Origin of the sequence: Rhodococcus sp. IEGM1339 (genome assembly GCF_050321925.1) — a bacterium.
Classification (GTDB): domain Bacteria; phylum Actinomycetota; class Actinomycetes; order Mycobacteriales; family Mycobacteriaceae; genus Rhodococcus; species Rhodococcus pyridinivorans.
Genome location: NZ_JBNQFT010000005.1, coordinates 125830 through 148945, shown reverse-complemented (window position 1 = coordinate 148945; position 23116 = coordinate 125830). Strand labels below are relative to the sequence as shown.

Sequence of the window (23116 nt, the reverse complement as noted above, 5' to 3'; positions counted from 1 at the left end):
TGGACGGTGCTCAGCGTTCGCCGAGCACCTCACCGATATATCTCGCAACGGTGGCGACCGATGCGATGGTTCCCGGATAGTCCATCCGGGTGGGGCCGAGCACTCCCAGACCACCGAAGACCGTACCCGCGGCCCCGTAGCCGGTGGACACGACCGAGGTGGTGCGCATCTCCTCGAACTGGGTCTCCTCACCGATGCGGACGGTGACCCGGCCTGCGTCCTGGCTGGACGCGAGCAGTTTGAGCACCACGACCTGCTCCTCGAGGGCTTCGAGGACCGTACGCAACGAGCCCGGCAGCATGCCGTGGCCGTCGAAGTCGGCGGCGTTGCGGGTGAGATTGGCGGTGCCGCCGAGCACGAGACGCTCCTCGGGGTGCTCGACGAGGGTCTCCACCAGCACGGTGGTGCACCGGATGAGCGCGTCGCGCAGATCGTCCGGTGCGTTGTCGGCGAGCTCGGTCACTGCGACGGAGGCCGCGGCGAGCCGCTTGCCGGTCAATGCCCCGCCGAGCAGCTCACGCAACCGCGACAGGCCGTCCTCGTCGATCACGTCGCCGAGTTCGACGATGCGCTGATCGACGCGGCCCGAGTCGGTGATGAGCACGAGCAGCAGCCGCGCCGGTGTCAGCCCGACCACCTCGAGATGTCGCACGGACGACGCGGAGAGCGTCGGGTACTGCACGACCGCGACCTGGCGGGTGAGCTGCGCGAGCAACCGCACCGCGCGGCGCAGCACGTCGTCGAGGTCGACGCCCGATTCGAGGAACTGCAGGATTGCGCGGCGCTCGGCCGACGAGAGCGGTTTGACCTCCGCGATCCTGTCGACGAACTGGCGGTAGCCCTTGTCGGTGGGCACGCGTCCCGAGCTCGTGTGGGTCTGTGTGATGTATCCCTCTGCTTCGAGCACAGCCATGTCGTTGCGGACCGTGGCGCTGGACACTCCGAGATTGTGCCGGTCGACGAGAGTCTTGGAGCCGATCGGCTCCTTGGTGGACACGTAATCCGCCACGATGGCGCGCAAGACCGTGAATCTCCGCTCCTCGGTACTCGACAACCCGCCACCTCCGTTTCCGCCGCCTGCAGGACTGCACCTCTCGGGGCCGTACCCTGCCAGTCTAATCGCGCGACGACCTCGAAGGTGTCGGGCACGTGTGCGATACCACCCCGAACCGGAAGCGACGCCTTCGGCGCGTCCCCCGTAATGTGTTCACATGATCTTCAAGGGCGTCCGGGACGGCAAGCCGTATCCCGATCACGGACTGTCTCTGCGCGACTGGTCGAGGATTCCGCCCCGCCAGGTGCGCCTCGACGAGATCGTCACGACGACGAAGGTGCTCGAACTCGACCGGCTGTTGTCGGAGGACTCGACGTTCTACGGCGATCTGTTCCCACACGCCGTCCAGTGGCAGGGCGTGCTGTATCTCGAGGACGGACTCCACCGTGCCGTGCAGTCCGCGCTGCGGAACCGGACGGTGCTGCACGTGCGTGTCTTCGAGTACGACGTGCTGATTCCCGGTGGCGTGCCCGACCCGGGCGCCGAGGTTCGGGGCCCGTCGCCCGCATAGCCCGATCAGGGGTGGATACCGTGGAGCCCCGCGATGTGTCGAGTGTGATCGTCACCCTCACGTTCGTCACCGTCGACGGCCGGACCGAGTCGGAGAAGCACTGGGTGTCGGTGGTCGAGAACCGTGGGCGGCTGTCGGTCTACGACTCGGAGCGCATCGGGGCAGCATGACGCGACCGGTCGGTCGGAGCAGTATGACGCGACCGGACGGTCAGTCGTCCGCGCCGAGCAGGATGGTGCGGACCACCGCGTCGGCGAGCAGCCGGCCCCGGTCGGTCAGCACGAGCTGATCGTCGCGCTCCACGGCGAGCCCGTCGGCGACCACCGTCTCTGCTGCCTCGCGCTCACCGTCGTCGAGCTCCGACAACGGCAGGCCCGTGCGCAGCCGGACGGTGAGCATGACGAGTTCGGTGTGCCGGTCCTCGGCCGTGAGATGTTCGCTGCCCCCGACGGGCAGGACTCCGTCGGCGAGGGTCGACGCGTAACGGGCGGGATGCTTGACGTTCCACCAGCGCACGCCACCGACGTGGCTGTGCGCGCCCGGCCCGGCGCCCCACCAGTCGCCGCCGTCCCAGTAACCGAGGTTGTGGGCGCAGCGCGCCGACGGATCATCGGCCTTCGCCCAGTTGGACACCTCGTACCAGGTCATCCCGGCGTCGGCGAGTCGCGCGTCGATCCGCTCGTACCGCGATGCGAGCACGTCGTCGTCCGGAGCCGGCAGCTCGCCGCGACGGACACGGCGAGCGAGGGCGGTGCCGTCCTCGACGATGAGCGCGTACGCCGAGACGTGGTCGACCCCCGCTTCGAGCACGGCGTCGAGGGAGGCGTCGAGGTCGGCGTCGCGCTCGCCGGGAGTGCCGTAGATCAGATCGAGGTTGATGTGGCCGAAACCGGCCGCGCGCGCTTCCTTCGCCGCCGCGACGGGACGCCCGGGTGTGTGGGTGCGGTCGAGGACCGCCAGCACGTGGGGCGCCGCGGACTGCATGCCGAGCGACACGCGGGTGTATCCGGCCTCGCGGATCGACGAGAAGAACTCCGTGGAGGTCGACTCCGGGTTCGATTCGGTGGTCACCTCGGCGCCGGGAGCGAGCCCGAACGAGTCGCGGATCGCGTCGAGCACCTGCGCGAGACCGTCCGCGCCGAGCAGCGAGGGTGTTCCGCCGCCGACGAAGACCGTCTCGGCAGCGGGAGTCCGTCGTCCGGATTCGGACAGCAGCCGGGCACCGGCGTCGAGTTCGCGGCGCAGACCCTCCAGCCAGGACTGCGGCGACGCCGCGCTGCCGAGTTCCCCGGCCGTGTAGGTGTTGAAGTCGCAGTAGCCGCAGCGGGTCGCGCAGAAGGGCACGTGCACGTACACACCGAACGGTCGCGTCCCCACTCCTGCGAGTGCCGAAGCGGGAAGTTCGAGACCGGCCGGACGACCCGCGATACCGATTTCCGTGCCGGTGCGTCGACCGATCTCAGTGCTGTTCACGCCCTCCAGTGTTCCAGAGACCCGAAGGGCGGCTCCGCGCGCGACGCCCCTACCTCGACATTTCCCGAAAATCGGGTGGAAATACCGCCCGCAATTCGGAATCGTCCCGGTGACATGGCACAATGGTCCGCATGACAGGACACGGAGTGCGACTCGTGGCGCGACGCCACGTCGACTTCAAGCGCGTCTGCGCATCCTGTTGTCTGCCTTGCGCCGCTTGTCTCTGCGCCGACTGTCTCTAGTCGGCACTCCCCGGCACATCCCAGATCCCGCCGGGTCGAAGCATGCGTGCACGAGGTCAGCTCCCTCCTGCGCTCGTCGATCCGGTTCCAGCGAGTATCAGGAGACCCTGTATGTCGTCGATCACCGACGTCACGCCCGCCGACGAGTCGGCCACTCCCGCCCGCCGCGCGCGTCCCGCCAAGCGTCGCGCCGAAGGCCAGTGGGCCCTCGGCTACCGGGAGCCGCTCAACGCCAACGAGCAGACGAAGAAGGACGACAACCCGCTCAACGTCCGCAAGCGTATCGAGAACATCTATGCGCAAACCGGTTTCGACGGAATCGACAAGAGCGATCTGCGCGGCCGCTTCCGCTGGTGGGGTCTGTACACCCAGCGCGAGCAGGGCTACGACGGCACCTACACCGGTGACGAGAACATCGACCTGCTCGAGGCGAAGTACTTCATGATGCGGGTGCGCTGCGACGCCGGCGCCCTGAATCTCGCGCAGCTGCGGACGATCGCCGGTATCTCCACCGAGTTCGGTCGCGACACCGCCGACCTGTCCGACCGCGAGAACGTCCAGTACCACTGGATCGAGGTCGAGAACGTCCCCGAGATCTGGCGTCGTCTCGAATCGGTCGGCCTGAAGACCACCGAGGCGTGCGGCGACTGCCCTCGCGTCGTGCTCGGTTCGCCGCTCGCCGGTGAGTCCCTCGACGAGATCATCGACGGCACCCCCGCGATCGACGAGATCGTGCGCCGCTACATCGGCAACCCCGAGTACTCGAACCTGCCGCGCAAGTTCAAGACCGCGATCTCCGGCCAGCAGGACGTCGTGCACGAGATCAACGACGTCGCCTTCATCGGCGTCGAGCATCCCGAGCACGGCCCCGGCTTCGACCTGTGGGTCGGCGGCGGCCTGTCCACCAACCCGATGCTCGCGCAGCGGGTCGGCGCCTGGGTGCCGCTCGAGGAGGTCGCCGATGTGTGGGAAGGCGTCGTCGCGATCTTCCGCGACTACGGCTACCGGCGGCTGCGGTCCAAGGCACGCCTGAAGTTCCTCATCAAGGACTGGGGCATCGAGAAGTTCCGCGAGGTGCTCGAGACCGAGTACCTGAAGCGTCCGCTCATCGACGGCCCGGCCCCGGCCGCACCGGAGCGTCCCATCGATCACGTCGGTATCCAGAAGCTTCGCAACGGCCTCAACGCCGTGGGTGTCGCGCCGATCGCCGGTCGTGTCTCGGGCACGATCCTGTCGAAGGTCGCCGACGCCGCCGAACGTGCGGGTTCCGACCGGATCCGGTTCACCCCGTACCAGAAGCTGATCGTGCTCGACGTGGCCGACGACAAGGTCGAGCAGCTCGTCACCGAGCTCGAGGCGCTGGGTCTGCCGGCTTCGCCGTCGCCGTGGCGCAAGAATCTCATGGCGTGCACGGGAATCGAGTTCTGCAAGCTGTCCTTCGTCGAGACGCGCAAGCGTTCGCAAGCCCTCGTGCCCGAGCTCGAGGAGCGTCTCGCCGACATCAACGCGCAGCTCGACGTCCCGGTGACGATCAACATCAACGGCTGCCCGAACTCGTGTGCGCGCTCCCAGATCGCCGACATCGGCTTCAAGGGTCAACTCGTCGACGACGGTGAGGGCAACCAGGTCGAAGGTTTCCAGGTGCACCTCGGCGGTGCGCTGGGCTTCGACGCGAAGTTCGGACGCAAGCTGCGCCAGCACAAGGTCACCAGCGCAGAGCTCGGCGACTACATCGAGCGGGTGGTGCGCACCTTCGTCAAGGAGCGCACGCCCGGCGAGCGCTTCGGCGAATGGGTCGTCCGCGCCGAGGAGGCAGACCTGCGATGACGGGCACTGCTGCAGCGGTCGACACGAAGACGGATCGGGAAGGGACGCGATGACGATCGATACGAACATCGACGAGCTCCGGAGTATTGCCGCGCAGGGGGCGGCAGAACTCGAAGGTGCGTCGGCGCAGGAACTCCTGCGGTGGACGGACGAGACCTTCGGTACCCCCACCACCGACGGTGGACGTAGCGGGTACATCGTCGCGTCCAACATGCAGGACGGTGTCCTGGTCCATCTGGCCGCGCAGCAGCGCCCCGGCGTGGACGTGCTGTTCCTCGACACCGGCTACCACTTCGCCGAGACGCTCGGCACGCGCGATGCGGTGGAGCAGGTGTACGGCGTGAACATCGTCAACGCCCGGGCGCAGCAGTCCGTCGCGGAGCAGGACGCCCTGCTCGGCAAGAATCTGTTCGCCCGCGACCCGAACGAGTGCTGCCGCCTGCGTAAGGTGGTGCCGCTGAAGGAGAGCCTGAAGGGCTACCGCGCCTGGGTGACCGGAATCCGCCGTGTCGAGGCGCCCACCCGCGCGAACTCACCGCTCATCTCGTTCGACGACGCGTTCGGACTGGTGAAGATCAATCCGATCGCGGCATGGTCCGACGAGGACATGCAGAACTACATCGACGAACACGGGATCCTCGTCAATCCGCTCGTCGACGAGGGCTACCCGTCCATCGGGTGCGCCCCGTGCACCACCAAACCACTTCCCGGAGCCGATCCGCGCAGCGGGCGCTGGGCCGGCCGAGCCAAGACCGAATGCGGGTTGCACGCCTCATGACACTCACCGATACGAATCCCACCGAGACCCGGACGCTGCTGGACGGCAACCGGTTCGACACCCTCGATGCCCTCGAGTCGGAAGCGATCCACGTCTTCCGCGAGGTCGCGGGCGAGTTCGAACGCCCCGTCATCCTGTTCTCGGGAGGCAAGGACTCCACCGTTCTGCTGCACCTCGCCATCAAAGCGTTCTGGCCCGCGCCGCTGCCCTTCGCGCTGCTGCACGTCGACACCGGCCACAACCTCCCCGAGGTCCTCGAGTTCCGCGACCACGTCGTCGAAAAGTACAACCTCCGACTGCACGTCGCGAGTGTCGAGGACTACCTCGCCGACGGCCGGCTCACCGAGCGTCCCGACGGCATCCGCAACCCGCTGCAGACCGTGCCGCTGCTCGACGCGATCTCGGAGAACCGGTTCGACGCCGTCTTCGGTGGCGGCCGCCGCGACGAGGAGCGTTCGCGCGCCAAGGAGCGGATCTTCTCGCTGCGCAACGCATTCGGCCAGTGGGATCCGAAGCGTCAGCGTCCGGAGTTGTGGAATCTGTACAACGGGCGGCACGCACCCGGGGAGCACGTGCGTGTCTTCCCGCTGAGCAACTTCACCGAGCTCGACATCTGGCGCTACATTGCCCGCGAGAACGTCGAACTGGCGAGCATCTACTACGCGCACGAGCGCCCCGTCTACCGCCGCGACGGCATGTGGATGACCCCGGGTGTCTGGGGCGGTCCGGCCGAGGGCGAAGAGCCCGAGACGCGTTCGGTGCGCTACCGCACCGTCGGCGACGGATCGACCACCGGCGCGATCCTGTCCGAGGCCTCCACGAACGAGGAGATCCTCGCCGAGGTCGCGGCATCACGACTGACCGAGCGCGGCGCCACCCGCGGCGACGACCGGGTTTCCGAAGCGGCGATGGAAGACCGCAAGCGAGAGGGCTATTTCTGATCATGAGCGACCTTCACGAGCAGAGCGTGCAGAGCGACACGCAGCTGCTGCGCCTCGCCACCGCCGGTTCGGTCGACGACGGCAAGTCCACCCTGGTGGGACGACTGCTCTACGACACCAAGTCCGTACTCGCCGACCAGATCGACGCCGTCACCCGCGCGTCGGTCGACCGCGGCCTCGACACCCCCGACCTCTCGCTGCTCGTCGACGGCCTTCGCGCCGAGCGTGAGCAGGGCATCACCATCGACGTGGCGTACCGCTACTTCGCGACGCCGAAGCGCAGCTTCGTCCTCGCGGACACCCCGGGTCACGTCCAGTACACCCGCAACACGGTGTCGGGTGCGTCCACCGCGCAGCTCGTCGTCCTGCTCGTCGACGCGCGCAAGGGTGTCGTCTCGCAGACCCGCAAGCACGCCGCCGTGCTGGCCCTGCTCGGTGTGCCGAAGCTCGTCCTCGCGGTCAACAAGATCGACCTCGTCGAGGATCCGGCCTCGGTGTTCGCGCAGATCTCCGCCGAGTTCGGGGAACTGACGAGTTCGCTCGGCTGGGCACCCGAGGACGTGCAGGAGATCCCGGTCTCCGCGCTGCACGGCGACAACGTGGCCGTGCGCAGCGAGAGCACCCCCTACTACGACGGCCCGACGCTCATCGAGCACCTCGAGTCGGTTCCCGTCGACGCCGATGTGCACGGCCGGCACGAGACCGGTCTGCGCTTCCCGGTGCAGTACGTGATCCGTCCCCGCACCGCCGAGTTCCCCGACTACCGCGGCTACGCCGGTCAGGTCGCGGCAGGGTCCGTGCGCCCCGGTGACGAGGTCGTCGTGCTGCCGTCCGGTGTCCGCACCACCGTCGAGCGCATCGACAGTGCCGACGGCGCATTCGATGTCGCGCACGCCGGCCGGTCGGTGACCCTCGTGCTCGCCGACGACGTCGACGTCTCCCGCGGCGACATCATCGCCACCCCGGAGGCGGCACCCGAGCCGCTGTCGGAGTTCGAGGCCACCGTGTGCTGGCTCGCCGAGAAGCCGTTGCGCCCGGGCGCCCGGTTGCTGCTCAAGCACGGCACCCGCATCACGCAGGCCATCGTCGGGACGATCGACGAGCGGTTCGACGAGCAGGATCTCTCCTCCGTCCCGAGCCCGGACAGCATCGAGCTCAACGAGATCGCGCGCATCACGGTGTGCGTGGCCGAGCCGATCGCCGCGGACGACTACCGCATCAACCGCCGCAGCGGCAGCTTCCTGCTGATCGATCCGGCCGGGGGCAACACCCTCGCCGCGGGTCTCGTGGGCGACGGACTCGCCGACATCGAGCTCGGGGACCGCGTCCCGGCATGATGCCGCTCGTCGCCGTCGCGCACGGCAGTCGCGACCCGCGTTCGGCGCAGGCCGTGGCTGCCGCGCTCGACACCGTCCGGGCCGAGAACCCCGGTCTGGACGTGCGACTCGCGTTCCTCGACCTGAACACCCCGTCGGTCGGTCAGGCTCTCGACGCGCTCGCCGCGGACGGGCACCGGCAGGTCGCGGTGGTGCCGCTGCTGCTCGGCAGCGCCTTCCACGCGCGGGTCGATCTGCCGGCCCTGTTGCACGAAGCGCAGCAACGTCATCCGCTGCTCGAGGTGCTGTGCTCGCCGATCCTCGGCGACGACGATCTCCTCGTCGACGCGGCTCGCGATCTCATCACGGCCACGGGGGTGTCGGCCGACGATCCGTCCGTCGGTATCGCAGTGTGCGCGGTGGGATCGCGACGCCCCGAAGCGAACCGGGCGACCCGGCTGGTCGTGCCCCGCATTCTCGTCGGCACGGCGTGGACGCAGGCCGCGGCGTGCTTCGCCACGACCGGTCCGTCCGTGGGGACGACCCTCGCCGACCTCACCTCCCGCGGTGCCCGCACCGTCGTGCTGACACCGTGGATCCTCGCCCCCGGACTGCTGTGGGACCGTGCCTGCGCCGAGGCCGACAGCCTCGGGCACGTGCGGGTCGCGCAGACCCTCACCCGGCACGATGCCGTCCCGCGGGTGATCACCGAGCGCTACACCGAGGCCGTGCACCGGCGGCGCGGACTGCGCGTGGCCTGAGTCACTTCCGGATGTCCACCCGAGTTCACGCACGATTTGCATTCCTCCGCTACAACGGAGTCACGGTCGTCGTCCGACGACATCGGTGATCCGGGAGGGCCTCACGTGCAGAACGAACTTCGGCGCTACATCGATCGGCTCCGCACGGAGGGCTATTCGGTGCGCGACGACCACGGTGAGGACCCCGATCTGATCGACATCGAGGGCCGGGCCGTCGACACCTGGCGGGAGAACTATCCGTACGACACCCGGATGGACCGCGCCACCTACGAGGTCGAGAAGTATCTCCTGCAGATCGAACTGCTGAAGTTCCAGTCGTGGGCCAAGGACAACGGCTCCAAGCACATCATCGTGTTCGAAGGTCGCGACGCCGCCGGCAAGGGCGGCACGATCAAGCGGTTCCAGGAGTACATCAACGTCCGGCACGCCCGGACCGTCGCGCTGAACAAGCCGTCCGACCGTGAGCAGGGCCAGTGGTATATGCAGCGCTACATCCAGCACTTCCCCACCGCCGGTGAGCTCGTACTGTTCGACCGCTCCTGGTACAACCGAGCCGGCGTCGAACGGGTCATGGGTTTCTGCAGCGACGACGAGTACGAACGTTTCATGGAGCACGTCCCGTTGTTCGAGAAGCTCGTCGTGGACGCCGGCATCACCCTGACGAAGTTCTGGTTCTCCGTCACCCGGAGGGAGCAGCGCACGCGCTTCGCCATCCGCCAGCTCGATCCGGTGCGGCGGTGGAAGCTGTCGGAGATGGACCTCGAATCGCTCGACAAGTGGGACCAGTACACCGACGCGAAGGAAGAGATGTTCCGGCGCACCGACACCGACTGGGCGCCGTGGACGACCATCAAGTCCAACGACAAGAAGCGGGCCCGGGTCAACGCGATGCGGTTCTTCCTCAACCAGTTCGAGTACGACGACAAGGACCGTCAGATCGTCTTCCCGGCCGACCCGAGGATCGTGCAGCGCGGCAAGGACGCCGTCGGCGACTAGCTGCCGGGAGGTCGTGCTCCGGGCGTGCCGAGGTGCGCAGGACTGGCGCCCAGACTGCGATCCGTACCACACTGGATGGTGACGCGAGGAGGCAGCATGGGCACAGCCAATGTCGGTCACGGAATCGTCGTCGGCATCGACGCATCGGACAGCGCACTCGATGCGGCCCGGTGGGCCGCCTGCGTCGCCCGACGTCTCGGCGAACCGATCGACCTGGTCCACGTTCATCCCCCCACCTCCGGCGACGGGACCGACCCGTCGGAGGAAGCCGTTCTGACCGCCGCGGAAGCGGCAGTTCGGGGCGCGGTCGACCGGGTCGAGGTCCGGCGGTCCACTCCGTCGGGCAAGCCGGATCGAGTGCTCACCGACCTGTCGCGCGAGGCACGGATGATCGTCCTCGGCCACACGACCACCACGGAGTGGGAGTCGATGATCCGGCGCTCCGACGTCGTGTCGGTGGCCAACCACGCGGAATGCCCGGTGGTGACGTGGCGCAGCCGCGACGGATTCCAACCGCCCGACGGGCGCCCGGTCGTCGTCGGAGTGGACGGCACCGAGGTCAGCGAGTCCGCCGTCGAGCATGCGTTCGCGACCGCCGCGGCGCTCGAGGCACCCCTCGTCGCGATCCACACGTGGACGGAGCAGTCCACGCTCACCTACGGCGAGGGGTCACGGTTCACGGACTGGACGGCCTACGTCGAGCACCGGAGGGAGGAGATGAAGTCGCATACCTCCGGGCACACCGAACGGTTCCCCGACGTCGCGGTCTCCTACCGGGTCGAGCGGGGCAAGCCCGACATCGTCCTGCTCGAGGAATCCAAGAGTGCCCAGCTCGTGGTAGTCGGCAGCCACGGCCGGAGCCCGCTGGCCGCTGCGGTGGTCGGCTCGAGCAGTCAGGGACTCATCCATCACAGTTGCTGTGTCCGGTCATGATCTGCCGCGCCCACCACCGATCGGAAACCGAGGCCCACTGAGCCGACCCGCGTGACCCTCGAGTCCCCCGCTCGGTTACTGTGCGGCGGTACCGAGCGGGGCGGTCTCCGACGCGGCCGGAGCGTGCGCGTAGACGGTGTCGCCCGCGACGAGCCCCAGGTCGTGGGTTTCGCCGCGGGTGATCTGCGTCGTGAACTGCTCACCCGTCGCGTCGTTGCGCAGTTCGACGCGCACCTCGAAGCCCAGCCGGACCACACGCTCGACGGTCGCCCGCGTGACACCGACCGAGCCGCCGGAGGTGTCGGAGAGCGCAGGTTGCCGGGCGAGCCGGATGTCGTGCGGCCGCACCAGCACGCCGTTGAGCTTGGACACCGTCCCGAGGAACGACATCACGAAGCTGTTCGCCGGGCGATCGTAGAGTTCCTCCGGCGTTCCGACCTGTTCGATACGTCCGGCATTCATCACCGCGATGCGGTCGGCGACGTCGAGCGCCTCCTCCTGGTCGTGCGTGACGAGCACGGTGGTCACGTGCACCTCGTCGTGCAGGCGGCGCAGCCAGGTCCGCAGGTCGGCGCGCACCTTCGCGTCCAGGGCACCGAACGGCTCGTCGAGCAGCAGCACCTGCGGGTCGACGGCGAGAGCACGGGCGAGCGCCATGCGCTGACGCTGGCCACCGGACAACTGCGCCGGATAGCGTCGCTGGAACCCGCCGAGCCCGACGATCTCGAGCAGGTCGTCGACCCGCTTCGTGATCTCGGCCTTGGGCCGCTTGCGGATCTTGAGTCCGAAGGCGACGTTCTCGCGTACGGTCATGTGCTTGAACGCGGCGTAGTGCTGGAAGACGAAACCGATGTCGCGCTTCTGCGGGGTGACGCCGGTGACGTCCTTACCGGCGATGTGGACGGTGCCCGCGTCGAGGGTCTCGAGGCCGGCGATCGAACGCAGCAGCGTCGACTTCCCCGAACCCGAGGGTCCGAGCAGGGCGGTGAGCGAGCCGGACGGGATGTCGATGTCGACGTCGGCGAGTGCGGCGAAATCTCCGTAGTTCTTGCGCGCCCCGGTAACAGTGATCATTCGGTGGTCCTCTTCCGGTCGAGCAGGGTCATCAGCAGCAGGACGATCACCGCGATGGCCATGAGCAGGGTCGCGGCGCTGTAGGCGCCGAAGGTGTTGTGGTCGTCGATGTACCGGGCGTGCACGAGCAGCGTCAGGGTCTGGGAGACGCCGGGGAAGCCGGACGAGACCATGATGACGGCGCCGAACTCGCCGAGGGCCCGCGCGACGGTGAGGACGATGCCGTAGGTCAGGCCCCAGCGGATCGCCGGCAACGTGATCCGCCAGAAGGTCTGCCAGGTGTTCGCGCCGAGGGTCGCGGCGGCCTGCTCCTGCTCCTCACCGATCTCGCGCAGCACCGGTTCGACCTCGCGCACGACGAACGGCAGCGTCACGAAGATCGTCGCGAGCACCATGCCCGGCAGGCCGAAGATCACCTTGAAGCCGAGATCCTCGACGGCGCCGAACCAGCCGTTGGCGCCCCACAACATGATCAGCGCGACACCCACGACGATCGGCGAGACCGCGAAGGGCAGGTCGACGACGGCCTGCAACAGTCCCCTCCCCGGGAATCTGCCGCGGACGAGCGCCAGCGCGACGACGATGCCGAAGATCACGTTCACGGGCACGACGATCGCGACGATGAGCAGCGACAGGTTCAGAGCCGAGATCGCCGCCGGGGTGCTGATCGACTCGGCGAACGCCACGATGCCGTTCTCGAAGGTGCGGTAGAGGATCACCCCGATCGGGACGAGCAACAGTACGAACAGGTAGGCGAGCGCGACGAAGCGCAGCGACAGTCGGGATGCGAGGGACGGTTTCACCGGTCGTCCTCCTCTCGGCGCAACCCCCGATTCGCGACCAGGCGCAGGACGAACAGCACGACGAAGGCGATCACCAGCAGCGCGACGGAGACCGCGGCGGCGTTGACCGGCCGGTCGATCTCGATCTGCTGCTGGATGTACTGCGACGCGACCTGGGTCTTGTACGGGATGTTGCCGCCGATGAGCACGATCGAGCCGTACTCGCCGATGGCGCGGGCGAATGCCAGGCCGGTGCCGCCGAGGACCGCCGGCGCGAGCACCGGCAGCACGACCGTGCGGAAGATCGTGAAGTTGCCGGCGCCGAGCGAGGCGGCGGCCTCCTCGACCTCACGGTCGGCCTCGATGAGCACCGGCTGCACCGAGCGCACCACGAACGGCAGCGTGACGAACGCCAGCGCCACCACCAGTCCCGGCTCGGTCGCGTTGAGCTGCACACCGATCGGGCTCTGCGGCCCGTACAGCGAGAGCAGCACGATGCTCGCGACGATCGTCGGTAGCGCGAAGGGCAGGTCGATCAGGGCATTGACGAACTTCTTGCCCGGGAACTCGTCGCGGACGAGCACCCAGGCGATCACCGTGCCCATCACCGCGTTGATCGCCGCGACGACCAGCGAGACGACGACGGTGATCCGTAGGGTCGCCAGGGCGGCCGGAGCGGTGATCGCATCGACGAACGTCCCGAGACCGTCCGAGACGGAGTGGAAGGCCAGGGCCGCGAGGGGAAGCAGGACGATCAGGCTCAACCACAGTGTGGCGATGCCGATACCGAGGGGCCCGACGGCGCCGGTGAACATCCGGCGTCGTGGTCGGGCGGGGGCCGTGGCGGACGGCCGGCGACGCGAACCCGCCGGGGCGGGGGACGAATCTCCCGACCCGGCGGTGTGTTCCGAAACGGTCACGCGCGTGCTCTACTTCGTTGCGTTGTCGTAGATCACCGCGATGGTGCCGGTGCTGTCGGCGAACAGCTCCTCGTTCACGGTCTCCCAGCCGCCGAGATCGGCGACGGTCCACAGCTTCTCCGGCTGCGGGAACTCATCGGCGAATTCCTCGGCGACGGTCGGATCGACGGGCCGGAAACCGGCTTCGGCCCACAGGCGCTGGGCCTCGGGGGTGTACAGAAAGTCGTTGAACGCCTGCGCGACCTCGACGTCCTTCGCGTTCTTCAGTACCGCCGCAGGGTTCTCGATCTTGAAGGTGACGGGCGGGGTGACGTGCTCGACGGGGTCGCCGTTGCGCTCGATGAACAGTGCCTCGTTCTCGTAGCTCAGCAGCACGTCGCCGGTGCCCTGCAGGAAGGTCTCGGTGGCCTCGCGACCGGACTTCGGCTGTACCTTCACATGGTCGGTGACCAGTGCGGTGACGTAGTCGATGCCGGCCTGCGGGTCGGCGCCGCCGTTGCTCTTCGCGGCGTACGGCGCAAGCAGGTTCCACTTCGCCGAACCCGAGCTGAACGGGTTGGGGGTGACGACCTCGACATCCGGCCGGAGCAGGTCGTCCCAGTCCCGAATGTTCTTCGGGTTGCCCTCACGGACGACGATGGTCACGACCGATCCGAACGGTATCCCGTTGTAGGCGTTGTCGTTCCAGTTCTCGTCGACGAGTCCCGCGTCGACGAGACGGGTAATGTCGGGCTCGACGGAGAAGTTCACGAAGTTCGCCTCGGCGCCGTCGCGCACCTTGCGGGACTGGTCTCCGGAGGCGCCGTAGGACTGCTGGAAGACGACGCCCTCGCCTTCCTCGGTCTCCTGGAAGGCGGGGATCAGCGAGTCGAATCCGACCTTGGGCACGGCGTAGGCGTAGAGGTTGACCGTGCCGCCGGATCCGTCGCCGCCGCTCTCGGCTCCGACGGTGTCGCTCGAACCACCGGAGCAGGCGGTGAGGGAGAGTGCGGTGACCGCGGCGAACGCCGCGACAACGAACCTGGAACGTTTCATGACGAGCCTCCTGAGGGGCTGTTTCGAGGGGGGATGAACGCGACCGGCACCGGACGAGGGGCTGCCGGAATCGGACCGGCCGGGATTCGCGAGGATGCGGCACCGACGGACGAGAGGATCCGGAAGACGGGGACCGCGGAGAGAAGGAGGATTCAGCGACAACAGTCGATGTCGGCGACCGATGGCATGCCCACAGCGATCAACGCCAACTCGTGGCGGAGGCGGGGCAGAGTGGTCGCGGACACGCGGCAGAGATTAGCAGAGGTCGAGGGTCGACCGAAATCGACGATTCGGACACCGGACGTCGAGCACCGAACCGGATGCGCGAGCGGCGTGCTCACATGGAGACGAGCCATGCGACGACGACGATGATCAGCAGCGCGATCAGCGCCAGGGTTACGCGCGAACGCGGCATGTCAGCAATCCTCCGTCGTCGTGGCGGGCGAGTCCGTCTCTCCGCGGCCGAGCAGTCCGAAGACACCGGCCATCGCCCGATCGAGCAGCCATGCGACCCCTGAGCAGGCCGGCACCAGCACTGCGAGCACCAGGGCCACCTGGGGGACGAAGGACAGGCCCGCGAGCCACAGCTCGAAGCCGTCCCACCACGAAGCCACCCGATCCATTGCCTACACCCTAGTAGGTTCGGCAACCGCGCTGCGATCCGCCCGGCCCGCGGTGATCATGGAGGGATGGACCACTACCACTCCTCCTCACCGCTGTCGGGGGCACCCTTCCGACGGAGTCCGTTCCCGCCGATCGACGACTACGCATTCCTCTCGGATTGCGAGAGCACCTGCCTGATCGCACGTGACGGCACCGTGGAGTGGATGTGCGTGCCCCGTCCGGACTCCCCGAGTGTGTTCGGGTCGCTGCTGGACCGCAGCGCGGGACATTTCCGGTTGTCGCCGCACGACCGCACCGTTCCTGCGGCACGCCGGTACCTGCCGGGCGGTCTGGTGCTCGAGACGACCTGGCAGACCGACACGGGTTGGATGATCGTGCGGGACGCGCTGGTCATGTCACCCTGGTACGACGTCGAGGAACGCTCCACCACGCGTCGCCGGACCCCGTCCGACTGGGAGGCCGAGCACATGCTGTTGCGCACGGTGCGCTGCGTGAACGGGACGGTCGACCTGTACGTCAGCTGCGAACCCGCCTTCGACTACCACCGCGGCCGCACCGAATGGAGCTATACCGGCAAGGTCTACGAGGAGGCCACCGCGGTGTGCCGGAACGCGCCGGACGAACATCCGACGCTGCGCATGACGACGGATCTGCGCCTCGGAATCGAGGACCGCGAGGTCCGCGCGCGACGTCGACTCCACAAGGGCGACACGGCCTTCGTCGCATTGTCGTGGTCGGACCGCCCGATGCCGCACACCTTCGACGAGGCCGCCGTCAAGATGACCGCCACCCAGGACTACTGGCGCGAGTGGATCACGACGGGCCGCTTCCCGGATCACCCGTGGCGCACCTACCTGCAGAGCAGCGCTCTGACGCTCAAGGGACTGACCTACAGCCCGACCGGGGCGCTGCTCGCAGCGTCGACGACCTCACTCCCCGAAACACCTGGCGGCGAACGTAACTGGGACTACCGTTACGCGTGGGTACGCGATTCGACCTTCGCACTGTGGGGTCTGTACACCCTCGGGTTCGACCGGGAGGCCGACGACTTCTTCTCGTTCATCCTCGACGTCTCACGCGACGCGGACGGCGTCCGCTATCCGCTCCAGGTGATGTACGGGGTGGGCGGTGAGCGCGAGTTGCCGGAGTCGACCCTCGATCATCTGAGCGGCTACGACGGCGCCACCCCGGTCCGCATCGGCAACGACGCCTATCACCAACAGCAACACGACATCTGGGGCACACTGCTCGACTCGGTGTACCTGCACGTCAAGTCCCGCGGGCACTTCCCCCAGACGCTGTTGCACACCCTGCGCCGGCAGGTCGAGGAGGCAGCGGCCAACTGGCGCAAGCCCGATCGCGGCATCTGGGAGGTGCGCGGCGAACCCCAGCACTTCGTGTCGTCGAAGGTCATGTGCTGGGTGGCACTCGATCGCGGCGCGAAACTCGCCGAACTGCAGGGTCGTCCCGACTACGCCCGGAAGTGGGCGGCGATGGCCGACGAGATCAAGGCCGACGTCCTCGAACACGGCGTCGACGAACGCGGCGTCTTCACCCAGCGGTACGGCCACCCGTCACTCGACGCGTCGGCTCTGCTGATCCCCTTGTTGCGCTTCCTGCCCGCAGACGACCCCCGGGTGCGGGCCACGGTGCTGGCGATCGCCGACGAACTCACCGAGGACGGGCTGGTGCTGCGCTACCGGGTGGAGACCACCGACGACGGGCTCGCGGGCAAGGAGGGCTCGTTCACCATCTGCTCGTTCTGGTTGGTCTCGGCGCTCGTCGAGATCGGCGAGGTCGAGCGGGCCGCCGCACTGTGCCAGCGCCTGCTCGACTACGCGAGCCCCCTGAAGCTCTATGCCGAGGAGATCGACACCGAGAGCGGACGTCATCTGGGGAACTTCCCGCAGGCGTTCACCCACCTGGCGCTCATCAATGCCGTCGTCCATGTCATCCGCGCAGAGCGGGAGATCGGAGCGGGCAACTTCCGGCCCGCGCATCTCGGACCGTGAGCCGGTCTCAGGCGTTCGCGACCGCCTCGATCTCGGCGTTGCGGTCGGCGATGATCCTCTCGGCGTCGTCGGTGCGGCCGAGGACCTCACCGAGCACGCGCACCTGTTCGTCCCAGCGGTCCACGCCGGTGTCGCCGAGAGGCCCGATCGTCGGCGCGACCGCGGAGATCGTGTCGTAGTCGTTCTGCGAGGCGATCTGCCAGGCGCCGAGGATCAGGTCGGGTTCGAGAGCGGCCACCTCCTCGACGGGCACCGACGTCTCCGCCGCCGCACTCAGCGCCACCGCATCCGGGGAGACGTCGGTCTGCCACGGATAGAGGCCGCGCTCGTCGCCGTACGAGCCGGCGCTGTAGTACGCGATGGGCTGCACCCCGAGTTCGACGAGAGCGTCGAGCCATTGGCTGGAGGTCGCGACGATCCGCTCGGGTGTGCCCTCGATCGTCGTCGTGCCGTAGGAGTGCTCGACGGTGACGGTCTCGCCGCCGGCGGTCGCGGTGTCATCGGTGTCCGACGAACACGCCACGAGGGTCGGGGCGACGAACAGTACGAGCGCTACCGCGGAGAGAACGACTCGGCGCATGGGCGACCTCCACCTCAGGTGAGGCTCACCTCAGCTCGAATGTGGACGTCCGTGTGCCGGCGCAGTGCTCAACGGAAGCGGGACAGCAGGGTCTCCGCCTGTTCGGCGATACCCCGGATCACCTCGCCCGCGGGTCGCTCGGAGCGCACCAGACCGGCGGCCTCCCCCGCGTAGACCACCCCGATGTCGGGATCGTCACCGGTGTACGCCGCGGCGAGGGTGTCCTCGTCGGCGCCCCGGCCGTGCCACTGCTCGGTGAACGCATTGCGCAGGGCGCGTCCGCCCCAGCGCGCCGGCCACGGCTGGTGCCGGGCCTTGTCGAAGACGTCGGTGTAGACGGTGTCGGCGCTGCCGGCCTCCACGAGCCGGCCACGGGCGTAGTCGGGGCCGACGGTCTCCGGGCTGGCGAGCAGCGCCGTCCCGACCAGGGCGCCCTGCCCACCGGATGCGAGCACCGCTGCCAGACCGCGACCCGTGGCGATGCCACCTGCGGCGAGCACGGGCAGCGACGTCGACTCGAGCACCTCCTGCAGCAACGGGAGGGTACCGATCCTGCCCGTGTGCCCACCGGCCTCATGGCCCTGCGCGATCACCGCGTCGACACCCGCTGCCTCGACCACGCGCAGATCGTCGACCGTGTTGATCTGCGAGAGGACGACGGCCCCGGCCTCGTGGACGCGCTCGATGTAGGGAGCGGGATCGCCGAACGAGAGCGTGACCAGTTGCGGGCGGTGCTCGAGCACCGCGGTGAGGAGGCTGTCGTCGTCGGCAAGCGCCCAAGTCATCAGACCGAATCCCACGGCCCCACCACCGATCTCGCGGGCGGTGCGCACCTCGCCCTCGATCCACTCGGCGGTGTTGTACCGGGCGGCACCGATCAGGCCGAGTCCGCCGGCCCGCGTCACCTCGCCGGCGAGCCGCCCACCGGCCCGGCCACCCATGGGCGCACCCAGCAGAGGAACGGAGATTCCGAGTTCACGGGTGAGCCAGGTGTCGAGCACGCGAATCCTTCCGGTGGGCGTCGCAGCAGGAGCGACTACTTCTTCGGCTTGTCGGACGAGGCCTCGGACGACAACGCGGCGACGAACGCCTCCTGCGGAACGTCGACGCGGCCGATGGTCTTCATCCGCTTCTTGCCTTCCTTCTGCTTCTCGAGCAGCTTGCGCTTACGGCTGATGTCGCCGCCGTAGCACTTGGCGAGAACGTCCTTGCGGATCGCCCGGATGTTCTCGCGGGCGATGATCTTCGAGCCGATCGCGGCCTGGACGGGCACCTCGAACTGCTGCCGCGGGATGAGTTCCTTGAGCTTGGTCGTCATCTTGTTGCCGTAGGCGGCCGCGGCGTCCTTGTGGACGATCGCGCCGAATGCGTCGACGGCCTCGCCCTGCAACAGGATGTCGACCTTGACCAGCGCGGCCTCCTGCTCTCCGGCCTCCTCGTAGTCCATCGAGGCGTAGCCGCGGGTGCGCGACTTCAGCGAGTCGAAGAAGTCGAAGATGATTTCGGCCATCGGCAGCGTGTACCGCAGCTCGACGCGGGTCTCGGACAGGTAGTCCATACCGCCGAGCTCACCGCGCCGCGACTGGCACAGCTCCATGATCGAACCGATGAACTCGCTCGGCGCGATGATGGTGCACTTGACGATCGGTTCGTAGATCTCGCGAGCCTTGCCCTCGGGCCAGTCGGACGGGTTCGTCACGACGACTTCCTGGCCGCCTTCGAGCACGACGCGGTAGACGACGTTGGGAGCCGTGGAGATCAGGTCGAGGCCGAACTCGCGCTCGAGGCGCTCGCGGGTGATCTCCATGTGCAGCAGACCGAGGAAGCCGCAGCGGAAACCGAACCCGAGAGCGACGGACGTCTCGGGCTCGTAGGTGAGCGCGGCGTCGTTGAGCTGGAGCTTGTCGAGCGCGTCGCGCAGCACCGGGTAGTCGGAGCCGTCGACCGGGTACAGACCGGAGTAGACCATCGGGCGCGGTTCGCGGTAGCCGGTGAGCGGCTCCTCCGCACCGTGGCGGGCGGTGGTGACGGTGTCGCCGACCTTCGACTGGCGCACGTCCTTCACGCCGGTGATGAGATAGCCCACCTCGCCGACGCCGAGACCGGCGGTGGCCTTGGGTTCGGGCGAGACGATGCCGACCTCGAGCAGTTCGTGGGTCGTGCCCGTCGACATCATCTTGATCTTCTCGCGGGGCACGATCTTGCCGTCGACCACACGCACGTACGTCACGACGCCGCGGTAGGTGTCGTAGACGGAGTCGAAGATCATGGCGCGGGCGGGCGCGTCGGCGTCACCAACCGGCGGCGGCACCTGGCGGATCACGGCGTCGATGAGTTCGGGGACGCCCTCGCCGGTCTTGCCGGAGACCCGGAGCACGTCGGACGGCTCACAGCCGATGATGTTCGCGATCTCACCGGCATAGCGGTCGGGATCGGCCGCGGGCAGGTCGATCTTGTTGAGGACCGGGATGATCGTCAGGTCCTTGTCGAGCGCAAGGTAGAGATTGGCGAGGGTCTGCGCCTCGATGCCCTGCGCGGCGTCGACGAGCAGGACCGCGCCCTCGCACGCCTCGAGCGCGCGGGAGACCTCGTAGGTGAAGTCGACATGGCCCGGGGTGTCGATCAGGTGCATCACATAGTCTTCGCCGTCGAGCTTCCACGGCAGACGTACGTTCTGCGCCTTGATCGTGATGCCACGCTCGCGCTCGATGTCCATGCGGTCGAGGTACTGGGCGCGCATCTGCCGCTCCTCGACCACCCCGGTGAGCTGCAGCATCCGGTCCGCGAGCGTCGACTTTCCGTGGTCGATGTGCGCGATGATGCAGAAGTTCCGGATCTTTGCGGGGTCCGTGAACGTGGTGTCGGCGAAGGTGCTGATGTCGTGCTCCTGACTCGGACTGGCAGCGGCCAGCAGACCGCGGTCACCCTGCAGAATATCCAAGTCGGGCGACGGCCGGGATTTCGCCCGGGTCAGGTCCGGTTAAGCTCGGTTCCCGTGGCCGGTACATGGAAGAAGTTGGGCAGGCAGCTGGGGCGTCTCGCCGTCGACCAGGGTCCGAAGATCTACCAGCAGTTGCAGCAGTCCGGGGCGCTCGACAAGGCGCGCGCCGCGTTGAACGCGGCCGGCCGGACCGGCGCAGCGAGCGGAACCTCGGGGAGCGGCACCACTGCGGCACCGAAGCCCGGCGCGTCCGGGACCACGGCGCCGAAGCCAGGTGCCGCGAAGACCCAGTCCGGCACGAAGCGTCCGGCCCCCGGTCGCCCGGTGGCGTCGCGCACCACGCCCACGGCGCAGCGTGCCCGCCGCCTCGAGTACTCCCCCGACCTCGACGGTCGCGCCGATCCGGGCGAGATCGTGTGGACCTGGGTGGCCTATGAAGAAGATCCGACGGAGGGGAAGGACCGCCCGGTGCTCGTCGTGGGCCGCGACGACAGGACGCTGCTCGGGCTGATGCTCTCGTCGAACTCCGACCGCGACGGTCACCGCGACTGGCTCGGAATCGGCTCCGGACCGTGGGACGCGGAAAACCGCCCGAGCTGGGTGCGCCTCGATCGCGTGCTCGACGTCCCCGAGGACGGCATCCGCCGCGAAGGCGCGATCCTCCCCCGCGCACGATTCGATCAGGTCGCGACCCGGCTCCGTACCGATTTCGGCTGGAGCTGAATCGGGCCGCGCCCTGACCGCAGGCCCTCAGGAGGCCCGGAGCCCGTACCGCCGCCCGAAGAGGAAGGTATAGACGAGCGCTCCGAGCGCTCCGCCGATGAGCGGGAACACGATGAATGCCCACAGCTGCCCGAGCGCACCGTCCTGGTAGAAGGCGACGGCGAGGCTGCGGGCGGGATTGACCGACGTGTTGTCGATCGGGATCGAGATCAGGTGGATCACCGCGAGAGTGAAGCCGATGGCGATGCCGGCGATCGGCGCGTCGGCCACCTGATCGGTCGCACCCAGCACCACGAAGACGAGCACGGCCGTGAGCAGGACCTCGACGACGATCATCGCGCCGATGCCGTAGCCGTTCTCGAGCACGCCGCCGAGCGGACCGTGCACCGCCGAGGGGCTGTGCGCGCCCCAGCCGTTCGCCCCGAGGCCGTCGGCGGCACGGTCGTAGCTCGGCAACGACGACGCCACCGCGTAGAGCGTCAGACCGGCGACCAGACCGCCGACGAACTGTGCGATCCAGTAACCCACGGCGCGCACCGGCGTCACGTGACCGACGATGAGCTGCCCGAGCGTCACCGCCGGGTTCACGTGACACCCGGAGATCGGGCCGATGGTGTACACGAGGAACAGCAGGGTCAGGCCGAACGCCAGTGCGACGCCGAGCTGACCGACATAGGTTCCGGCGAACACCGCGGTACCCACCGCGGAGAACACCAGGAGGAAGGTTCCGATCGCCTCCGCCACGTACTTCCGCAGGTCGGAGAACTCACCGGGGTCGCTGATTTCCAGGGAGGTCTGGCGTGCGAGATCTTCGTCGATTCGGGACTCGGGATCGCGTGGGGATTCCATGGGTCACCTCGATGTTCGCGGTCCCGCTCGCAGGCGGAACCTTGGTGGTAGAACACTTCGAGTCGATGCACCGCAGCCGCGAACTCGTCGTTCGCGCTGTGAGGGAGATTACGCATGCGCCGTGACCTCGACAACGACATCGTGCACCGTGGCGTGTCCGCCCATGTAGATGCCCTCCCGCCGCGGCACGCAACAACAACAGTCAGGTGCGCGTAGTCCTGGCCGAAACGATCAGGCCGGTGAGAAGGGTGATTCGACCACCGGTTTGGGCTTTGCGATCCGTTCTTGGTAACCTTGTCCATCGGTGCTCAGATGCACCCAGAGCTTTCCTACCAGCTACCAGCAAGACGACAGGATTTTACGCGTGGCCAACATCAAGTCCCAGGTGAAGCGGATTCGCACCAACGAGCGCAACCGACTCCGGAATCAGTCGGTGAAGTCGTCGCTTCGTACGGCGATCCGTTCGTTCCGCGAGGCTGCGGCCGCTGGCGACAAGGACAAGGTCAACGAGCTCCTCGTCGCCACGAGCCGTCAGCTCGACAAGGCTGCCAGCAAGGGTGTCATCCACCCCAACCAGGCTGCCAACAAGAAGTCTGCTCTCGCGAAGCTTGCCAACAAGCTCTGAGTTCATCGCTCCGAGGTAGTAGACGCAGGCTCTGCTTCACGAAGGCCGTCCCCCGCCGGGGACGGCCTTCGTGGCGTTGAACGACAGAAATGATGCCGCCCGCCCGGAATCGGCCGCGG

At 68.0% G+C, this 23116-nt stretch carries 23 protein-coding genes and 1 pseudogene; 12 read left to right on the top strand and 12 right to left on the bottom strand.

The window, feature by feature from the left end; all coding sequences use genetic code 11:
- Positions 1-10: 10 nt before the first annotated feature.
- On the bottom strand, positions 11-1054 hold the full coding sequence (hrcA, locus tag ACQR3U_RS08720) for a heat-inducible transcriptional repressor HrcA (protein WP_006554484.1): 1044 nt from the start codon (positions 1052-1054) through the stop codon (positions 11-13).
- A gap of 157 nt (positions 1055-1211) precedes the next feature.
- Here hrcA and ACQR3U_RS08715 point away from each other — a divergent pair, with 157 nt between their 5' ends.
- Both ACQR3U_RS08715 and ACQR3U_RS08710 read left to right on the top strand, forming a co-directional pair.
- Positions 1212-1565 (top strand): type II toxin-antitoxin system VapB family antitoxin, encoded by a 354-nt coding sequence (locus ACQR3U_RS08715; RefSeq protein ID WP_006554485.1) that lies wholly within the window; start codon positions 1212-1214, stop codon positions 1563-1565.
- Between the two features lie 20 nt (positions 1566-1585).
- The gene (locus tag ACQR3U_RS08710) at positions 1586-1735 is read left to right on the top strand and encodes a hypothetical protein (RefSeq protein WP_155738851.1); all 150 of its coding nucleotides are present in this window, start codon (positions 1586-1588) and stop codon (positions 1733-1735) included.
- A 40-nt stretch (positions 1736-1775) separates the two neighbouring features.
- On the opposite strand, the gene hemW is transcribed toward ACQR3U_RS08710, so the two are convergent.
- Entirely contained in the window at positions 1776-2999 is a 1224-nt protein-coding gene (hemW, locus tag ACQR3U_RS08705; RefSeq protein WP_174556243.1) for a radical SAM family heme chaperone HemW, read from the bottom strand.
- Between the two features lie 392 nt (positions 3000-3391).
- Here hemW and ACQR3U_RS08700 point away from each other — a divergent pair, with 392 nt between their 5' ends.
- The 7 genes and pseudogenes from ACQR3U_RS08700 (at position 3392) to ACQR3U_RS08670 (ending at position 10873) form a co-directional block, all read left to right on the top strand.
- Positions 3392-5107, top strand: a complete 1716-nt coding sequence (locus ACQR3U_RS08700) for a nitrite/sulfite reductase (protein WP_019288351.1) — start codon at positions 3392-3394, stop codon at positions 5105-5107.
- Between the two features lie 49 nt (positions 5108-5156).
- Positions 5157-5885, top strand: a complete 729-nt coding sequence (locus ACQR3U_RS08695) for a phosphoadenylyl-sulfate reductase (protein WP_230810343.1) — start codon at positions 5157-5159, stop codon at positions 5883-5885.
- On the top strand, positions 5882-6826 hold the full coding sequence (gene cysD, locus ACQR3U_RS08690; RefSeq protein ID WP_006554489.1) for a sulfate adenylyltransferase subunit CysD: 945 nt from the start codon (positions 5882-5884) through the stop codon (positions 6824-6826). The genes ACQR3U_RS08695 and cysD overlap by 4 nt, the downstream gene beginning before the upstream one ends.
- A gap of 2 nt (positions 6827-6828) precedes the next feature.
- On the top strand, positions 6829-8163 hold the full coding sequence (locus ACQR3U_RS08685; RefSeq protein WP_230810342.1) for a sulfate adenylyltransferase subunit 1: 1335 nt from the start codon (positions 6829-6831) through the stop codon (positions 8161-8163).
- On the top strand, positions 8160-8903 hold the full coding sequence (locus ACQR3U_RS08680) for a sirohydrochlorin chelatase (RefSeq protein WP_230810341.1): 744 nt from the start codon (positions 8160-8162) through the stop codon (positions 8901-8903). The genes ACQR3U_RS08685 and ACQR3U_RS08680 overlap by 4 nt, the downstream gene beginning before the upstream one ends.
- A gap of 105 nt (positions 8904-9008) precedes the next feature.
- Entirely contained in the window at positions 9009-9899 is an 891-nt protein-coding gene (gene ppk2, locus ACQR3U_RS08675) for a polyphosphate kinase 2 (protein ID WP_006554492.1), read from the top strand.
- 96 nt (positions 9900-9995) lie between these two features.
- Positions 9996-10873 (top strand): annotated as a pseudogene (locus ACQR3U_RS08670) (universal stress protein).
- A gap of 34 nt (positions 10874-10907) precedes the next feature.
- Here ACQR3U_RS08670 and ACQR3U_RS08665 read toward each other — a convergent pair.
- From ACQR3U_RS08665 to ACQR3U_RS08640, 6 genes are all read right to left on the bottom strand, one after another.
- Positions 10908-11906: a sulfate/molybdate ABC transporter ATP-binding protein gene (locus tag ACQR3U_RS08665; RefSeq protein WP_019288354.1), complete on the bottom strand. Its 999-nt coding sequence runs from the start codon at positions 11904-11906 to the stop codon at positions 10908-10910.
- Positions 11903-12709 (bottom strand): sulfate ABC transporter permease subunit CysW, encoded by an 807-nt coding sequence (gene cysW / locus ACQR3U_RS08660; protein ID WP_019288355.1) that lies wholly within the window; start codon positions 12707-12709, stop codon positions 11903-11905. The genes ACQR3U_RS08665 and cysW overlap by 4 nt, the downstream gene beginning before the upstream one ends.
- A complete protein-coding gene (gene cysT, locus ACQR3U_RS08655; protein WP_016694104.1) occupies positions 12706-13503 on the bottom strand; it encodes a sulfate ABC transporter permease subunit CysT in 798 nt (265 codons plus the stop codon). The genes cysW and cysT overlap by 4 nt, the downstream gene beginning before the upstream one ends.
- Positions 13504-13617: 114 nt before the next feature.
- On the bottom strand, positions 13618-14643 hold the full coding sequence (locus ACQR3U_RS08650; RefSeq protein ID WP_019288356.1) for a sulfate ABC transporter substrate-binding protein: 1026 nt from the start codon (positions 14641-14643) through the stop codon (positions 13618-13620).
- 152 nt (positions 14644-14795) lie between these two features.
- The gene (locus ACQR3U_RS08645) at positions 14796-14888 is read right to left on the bottom strand and encodes an Ms4533A family Cys-rich leader peptide (RefSeq protein ID WP_309568822.1); all 93 of its coding nucleotides are present in this window, start codon (positions 14886-14888) and stop codon (positions 14796-14798) included.
- Positions 14889-15059: 171 nt separating this feature from the next.
- Positions 15060-15266: a hypothetical protein gene (locus ACQR3U_RS08640; RefSeq protein WP_019288357.1), complete on the bottom strand. Its 207-nt coding sequence runs from the start codon at positions 15264-15266 to the stop codon at positions 15060-15062.
- Positions 15267-15332: 66 nt separating this feature from the next.
- Here ACQR3U_RS08640 and ACQR3U_RS08635 point away from each other — a divergent pair, with 66 nt between their 5' ends.
- Positions 15333-17279, top strand: a complete 1947-nt coding sequence (locus ACQR3U_RS08635; RefSeq protein ID WP_230810340.1) for a glycoside hydrolase family 15 protein — start codon at positions 15333-15335, stop codon at positions 17277-17279.
- Positions 17280-17286: 7 nt separating this feature from the next.
- Here the strand turns inward: ACQR3U_RS08635 and ACQR3U_RS08630 are convergent, their stop codons facing one another.
- From ACQR3U_RS08630 to lepA, 3 genes are all read right to left on the bottom strand, one after another.
- Positions 17287-17859, bottom strand: coding sequence for an ABC transporter substrate-binding protein (locus ACQR3U_RS08630; RefSeq protein WP_230810339.1), 573 nt, complete (start codon positions 17857-17859; stop codon positions 17287-17289).
- A gap of 68 nt (positions 17860-17927) precedes the next feature.
- Positions 17928-18860 (bottom strand): NAD(P)H-dependent flavin oxidoreductase, encoded by a 933-nt coding sequence (locus ACQR3U_RS08625; protein WP_230810338.1) that lies wholly within the window; start codon positions 18858-18860, stop codon positions 17928-17930.
- Between the two features lie 35 nt (positions 18861-18895).
- Positions 18896-20791 carry a translation elongation factor 4 gene (lepA, locus tag ACQR3U_RS08620; protein WP_269065545.1) on the bottom strand — a complete coding sequence of 632 codons (1896 nt, stop codon included), beginning with the start codon at positions 20789-20791 and terminating at the stop codon, positions 18896-18898.
- A 63-nt stretch (positions 20792-20854) separates the two neighbouring features.
- On the opposite strand from lepA, the gene ACQR3U_RS08615 reads away from it, so the two are divergent.
- A complete protein-coding gene (locus tag ACQR3U_RS08615) occupies positions 20855-21523 on the top strand; it encodes a type II toxin-antitoxin system PemK/MazF family toxin (RefSeq protein WP_019288360.1) in 669 nt (222 codons plus the stop codon).
- Positions 21524-21550: 27 nt separating this feature from the next.
- Here ACQR3U_RS08615 and ACQR3U_RS08610 read toward each other — a convergent pair whose 3' ends face one another.
- Positions 21551-22372, bottom strand: coding sequence for an aquaporin (locus ACQR3U_RS08610; protein ID WP_230810337.1), 822 nt, complete (start codon positions 22370-22372; stop codon positions 21551-21553).
- A gap of 364 nt (positions 22373-22736) precedes the next feature.
- Here ACQR3U_RS08610 and rpsT point away from each other — a divergent pair, with 364 nt between their 5' ends.
- Positions 22737-22997: a 30S ribosomal protein S20 gene (gene rpsT / locus ACQR3U_RS08605; RefSeq protein WP_006554505.1), complete on the top strand. Its 261-nt coding sequence runs from the start codon at positions 22737-22739 to the stop codon at positions 22995-22997.
- The last annotated feature ends 119 nt before the right edge of the window (positions 22998-23116 follow it).

Excerpts from the sequence above, each read along its gene's own strand:
- ACQR3U_RS08680 (WP_230810341.1), top strand. The coding sequence starts at position 8,160 with ATGATGCCGCTCGTCGCCGTCGCGCACGGCAGTCGCGACCCGCGTTCG.
- cysT (WP_016694104.1), bottom strand. The coding sequence starts at position 13,503 with ATGTTCACCGGCGCCGTCGGGCCCCTCGGTATCGGCATCGCCACACTG.
- ACQR3U_RS08630 (WP_230810339.1), bottom strand. The coding sequence starts at position 17,859 with ATGCGCCGAGTCGTTCTCTCCGCGGTAGCGCTCGTACTGTTCGTCGCC.
- ACQR3U_RS08685 (WP_230810342.1), top strand. The coding sequence starts at position 6,829 with ATGAGCGACCTTCACGAGCAGAGCGTGCAGAGCGACACGCAGCTGCTG.
- ACQR3U_RS08640 (WP_019288357.1), bottom strand. The coding sequence starts at position 15,266 with ATGGATCGGGTGGCTTCGTGGTGGGACGGCTTCGAGCTGTGGCTCGCG.
- ACQR3U_RS08665 (WP_019288354.1), bottom strand. The coding sequence starts at position 11,906 with ATGATCACTGTTACCGGGGCGCGCAAGAACTACGGAGATTTCGCCGCA.
- cysD (WP_006554489.1), top strand. The coding sequence starts at position 5,882 with ATGACACTCACCGATACGAATCCCACCGAGACCCGGACGCTGCTGGAC.
- ACQR3U_RS08715 (WP_006554485.1), top strand. The coding sequence starts at position 1,212 with ATGATCTTCAAGGGCGTCCGGGACGGCAAGCCGTATCCCGATCACGGA.
- ACQR3U_RS08650 (WP_019288356.1), bottom strand. The coding sequence starts at position 14,643 with ATGAAACGTTCCAGGTTCGTTGTCGCGGCGTTCGCCGCGGTCACCGCA.
- ACQR3U_RS08610 (WP_230810337.1), bottom strand. The coding sequence starts at position 22,372 with ATGGAATCCCCACGCGATCCCGAGTCCCGAATCGACGAAGATCTCGCA.
- ACQR3U_RS08635 (WP_230810340.1), top strand. The coding sequence starts at position 15,333 with ATGGACCACTACCACTCCTCCTCACCGCTGTCGGGGGCACCCTTCCGA.
- ACQR3U_RS08700 (WP_019288351.1), top strand. The coding sequence starts at position 3,392 with ATGTCGTCGATCACCGACGTCACGCCCGCCGACGAGTCGGCCACTCCC.
- ACQR3U_RS08695 (WP_230810343.1), top strand. The coding sequence starts at position 5,157 with ATGACGATCGATACGAACATCGACGAGCTCCGGAGTATTGCCGCGCAG.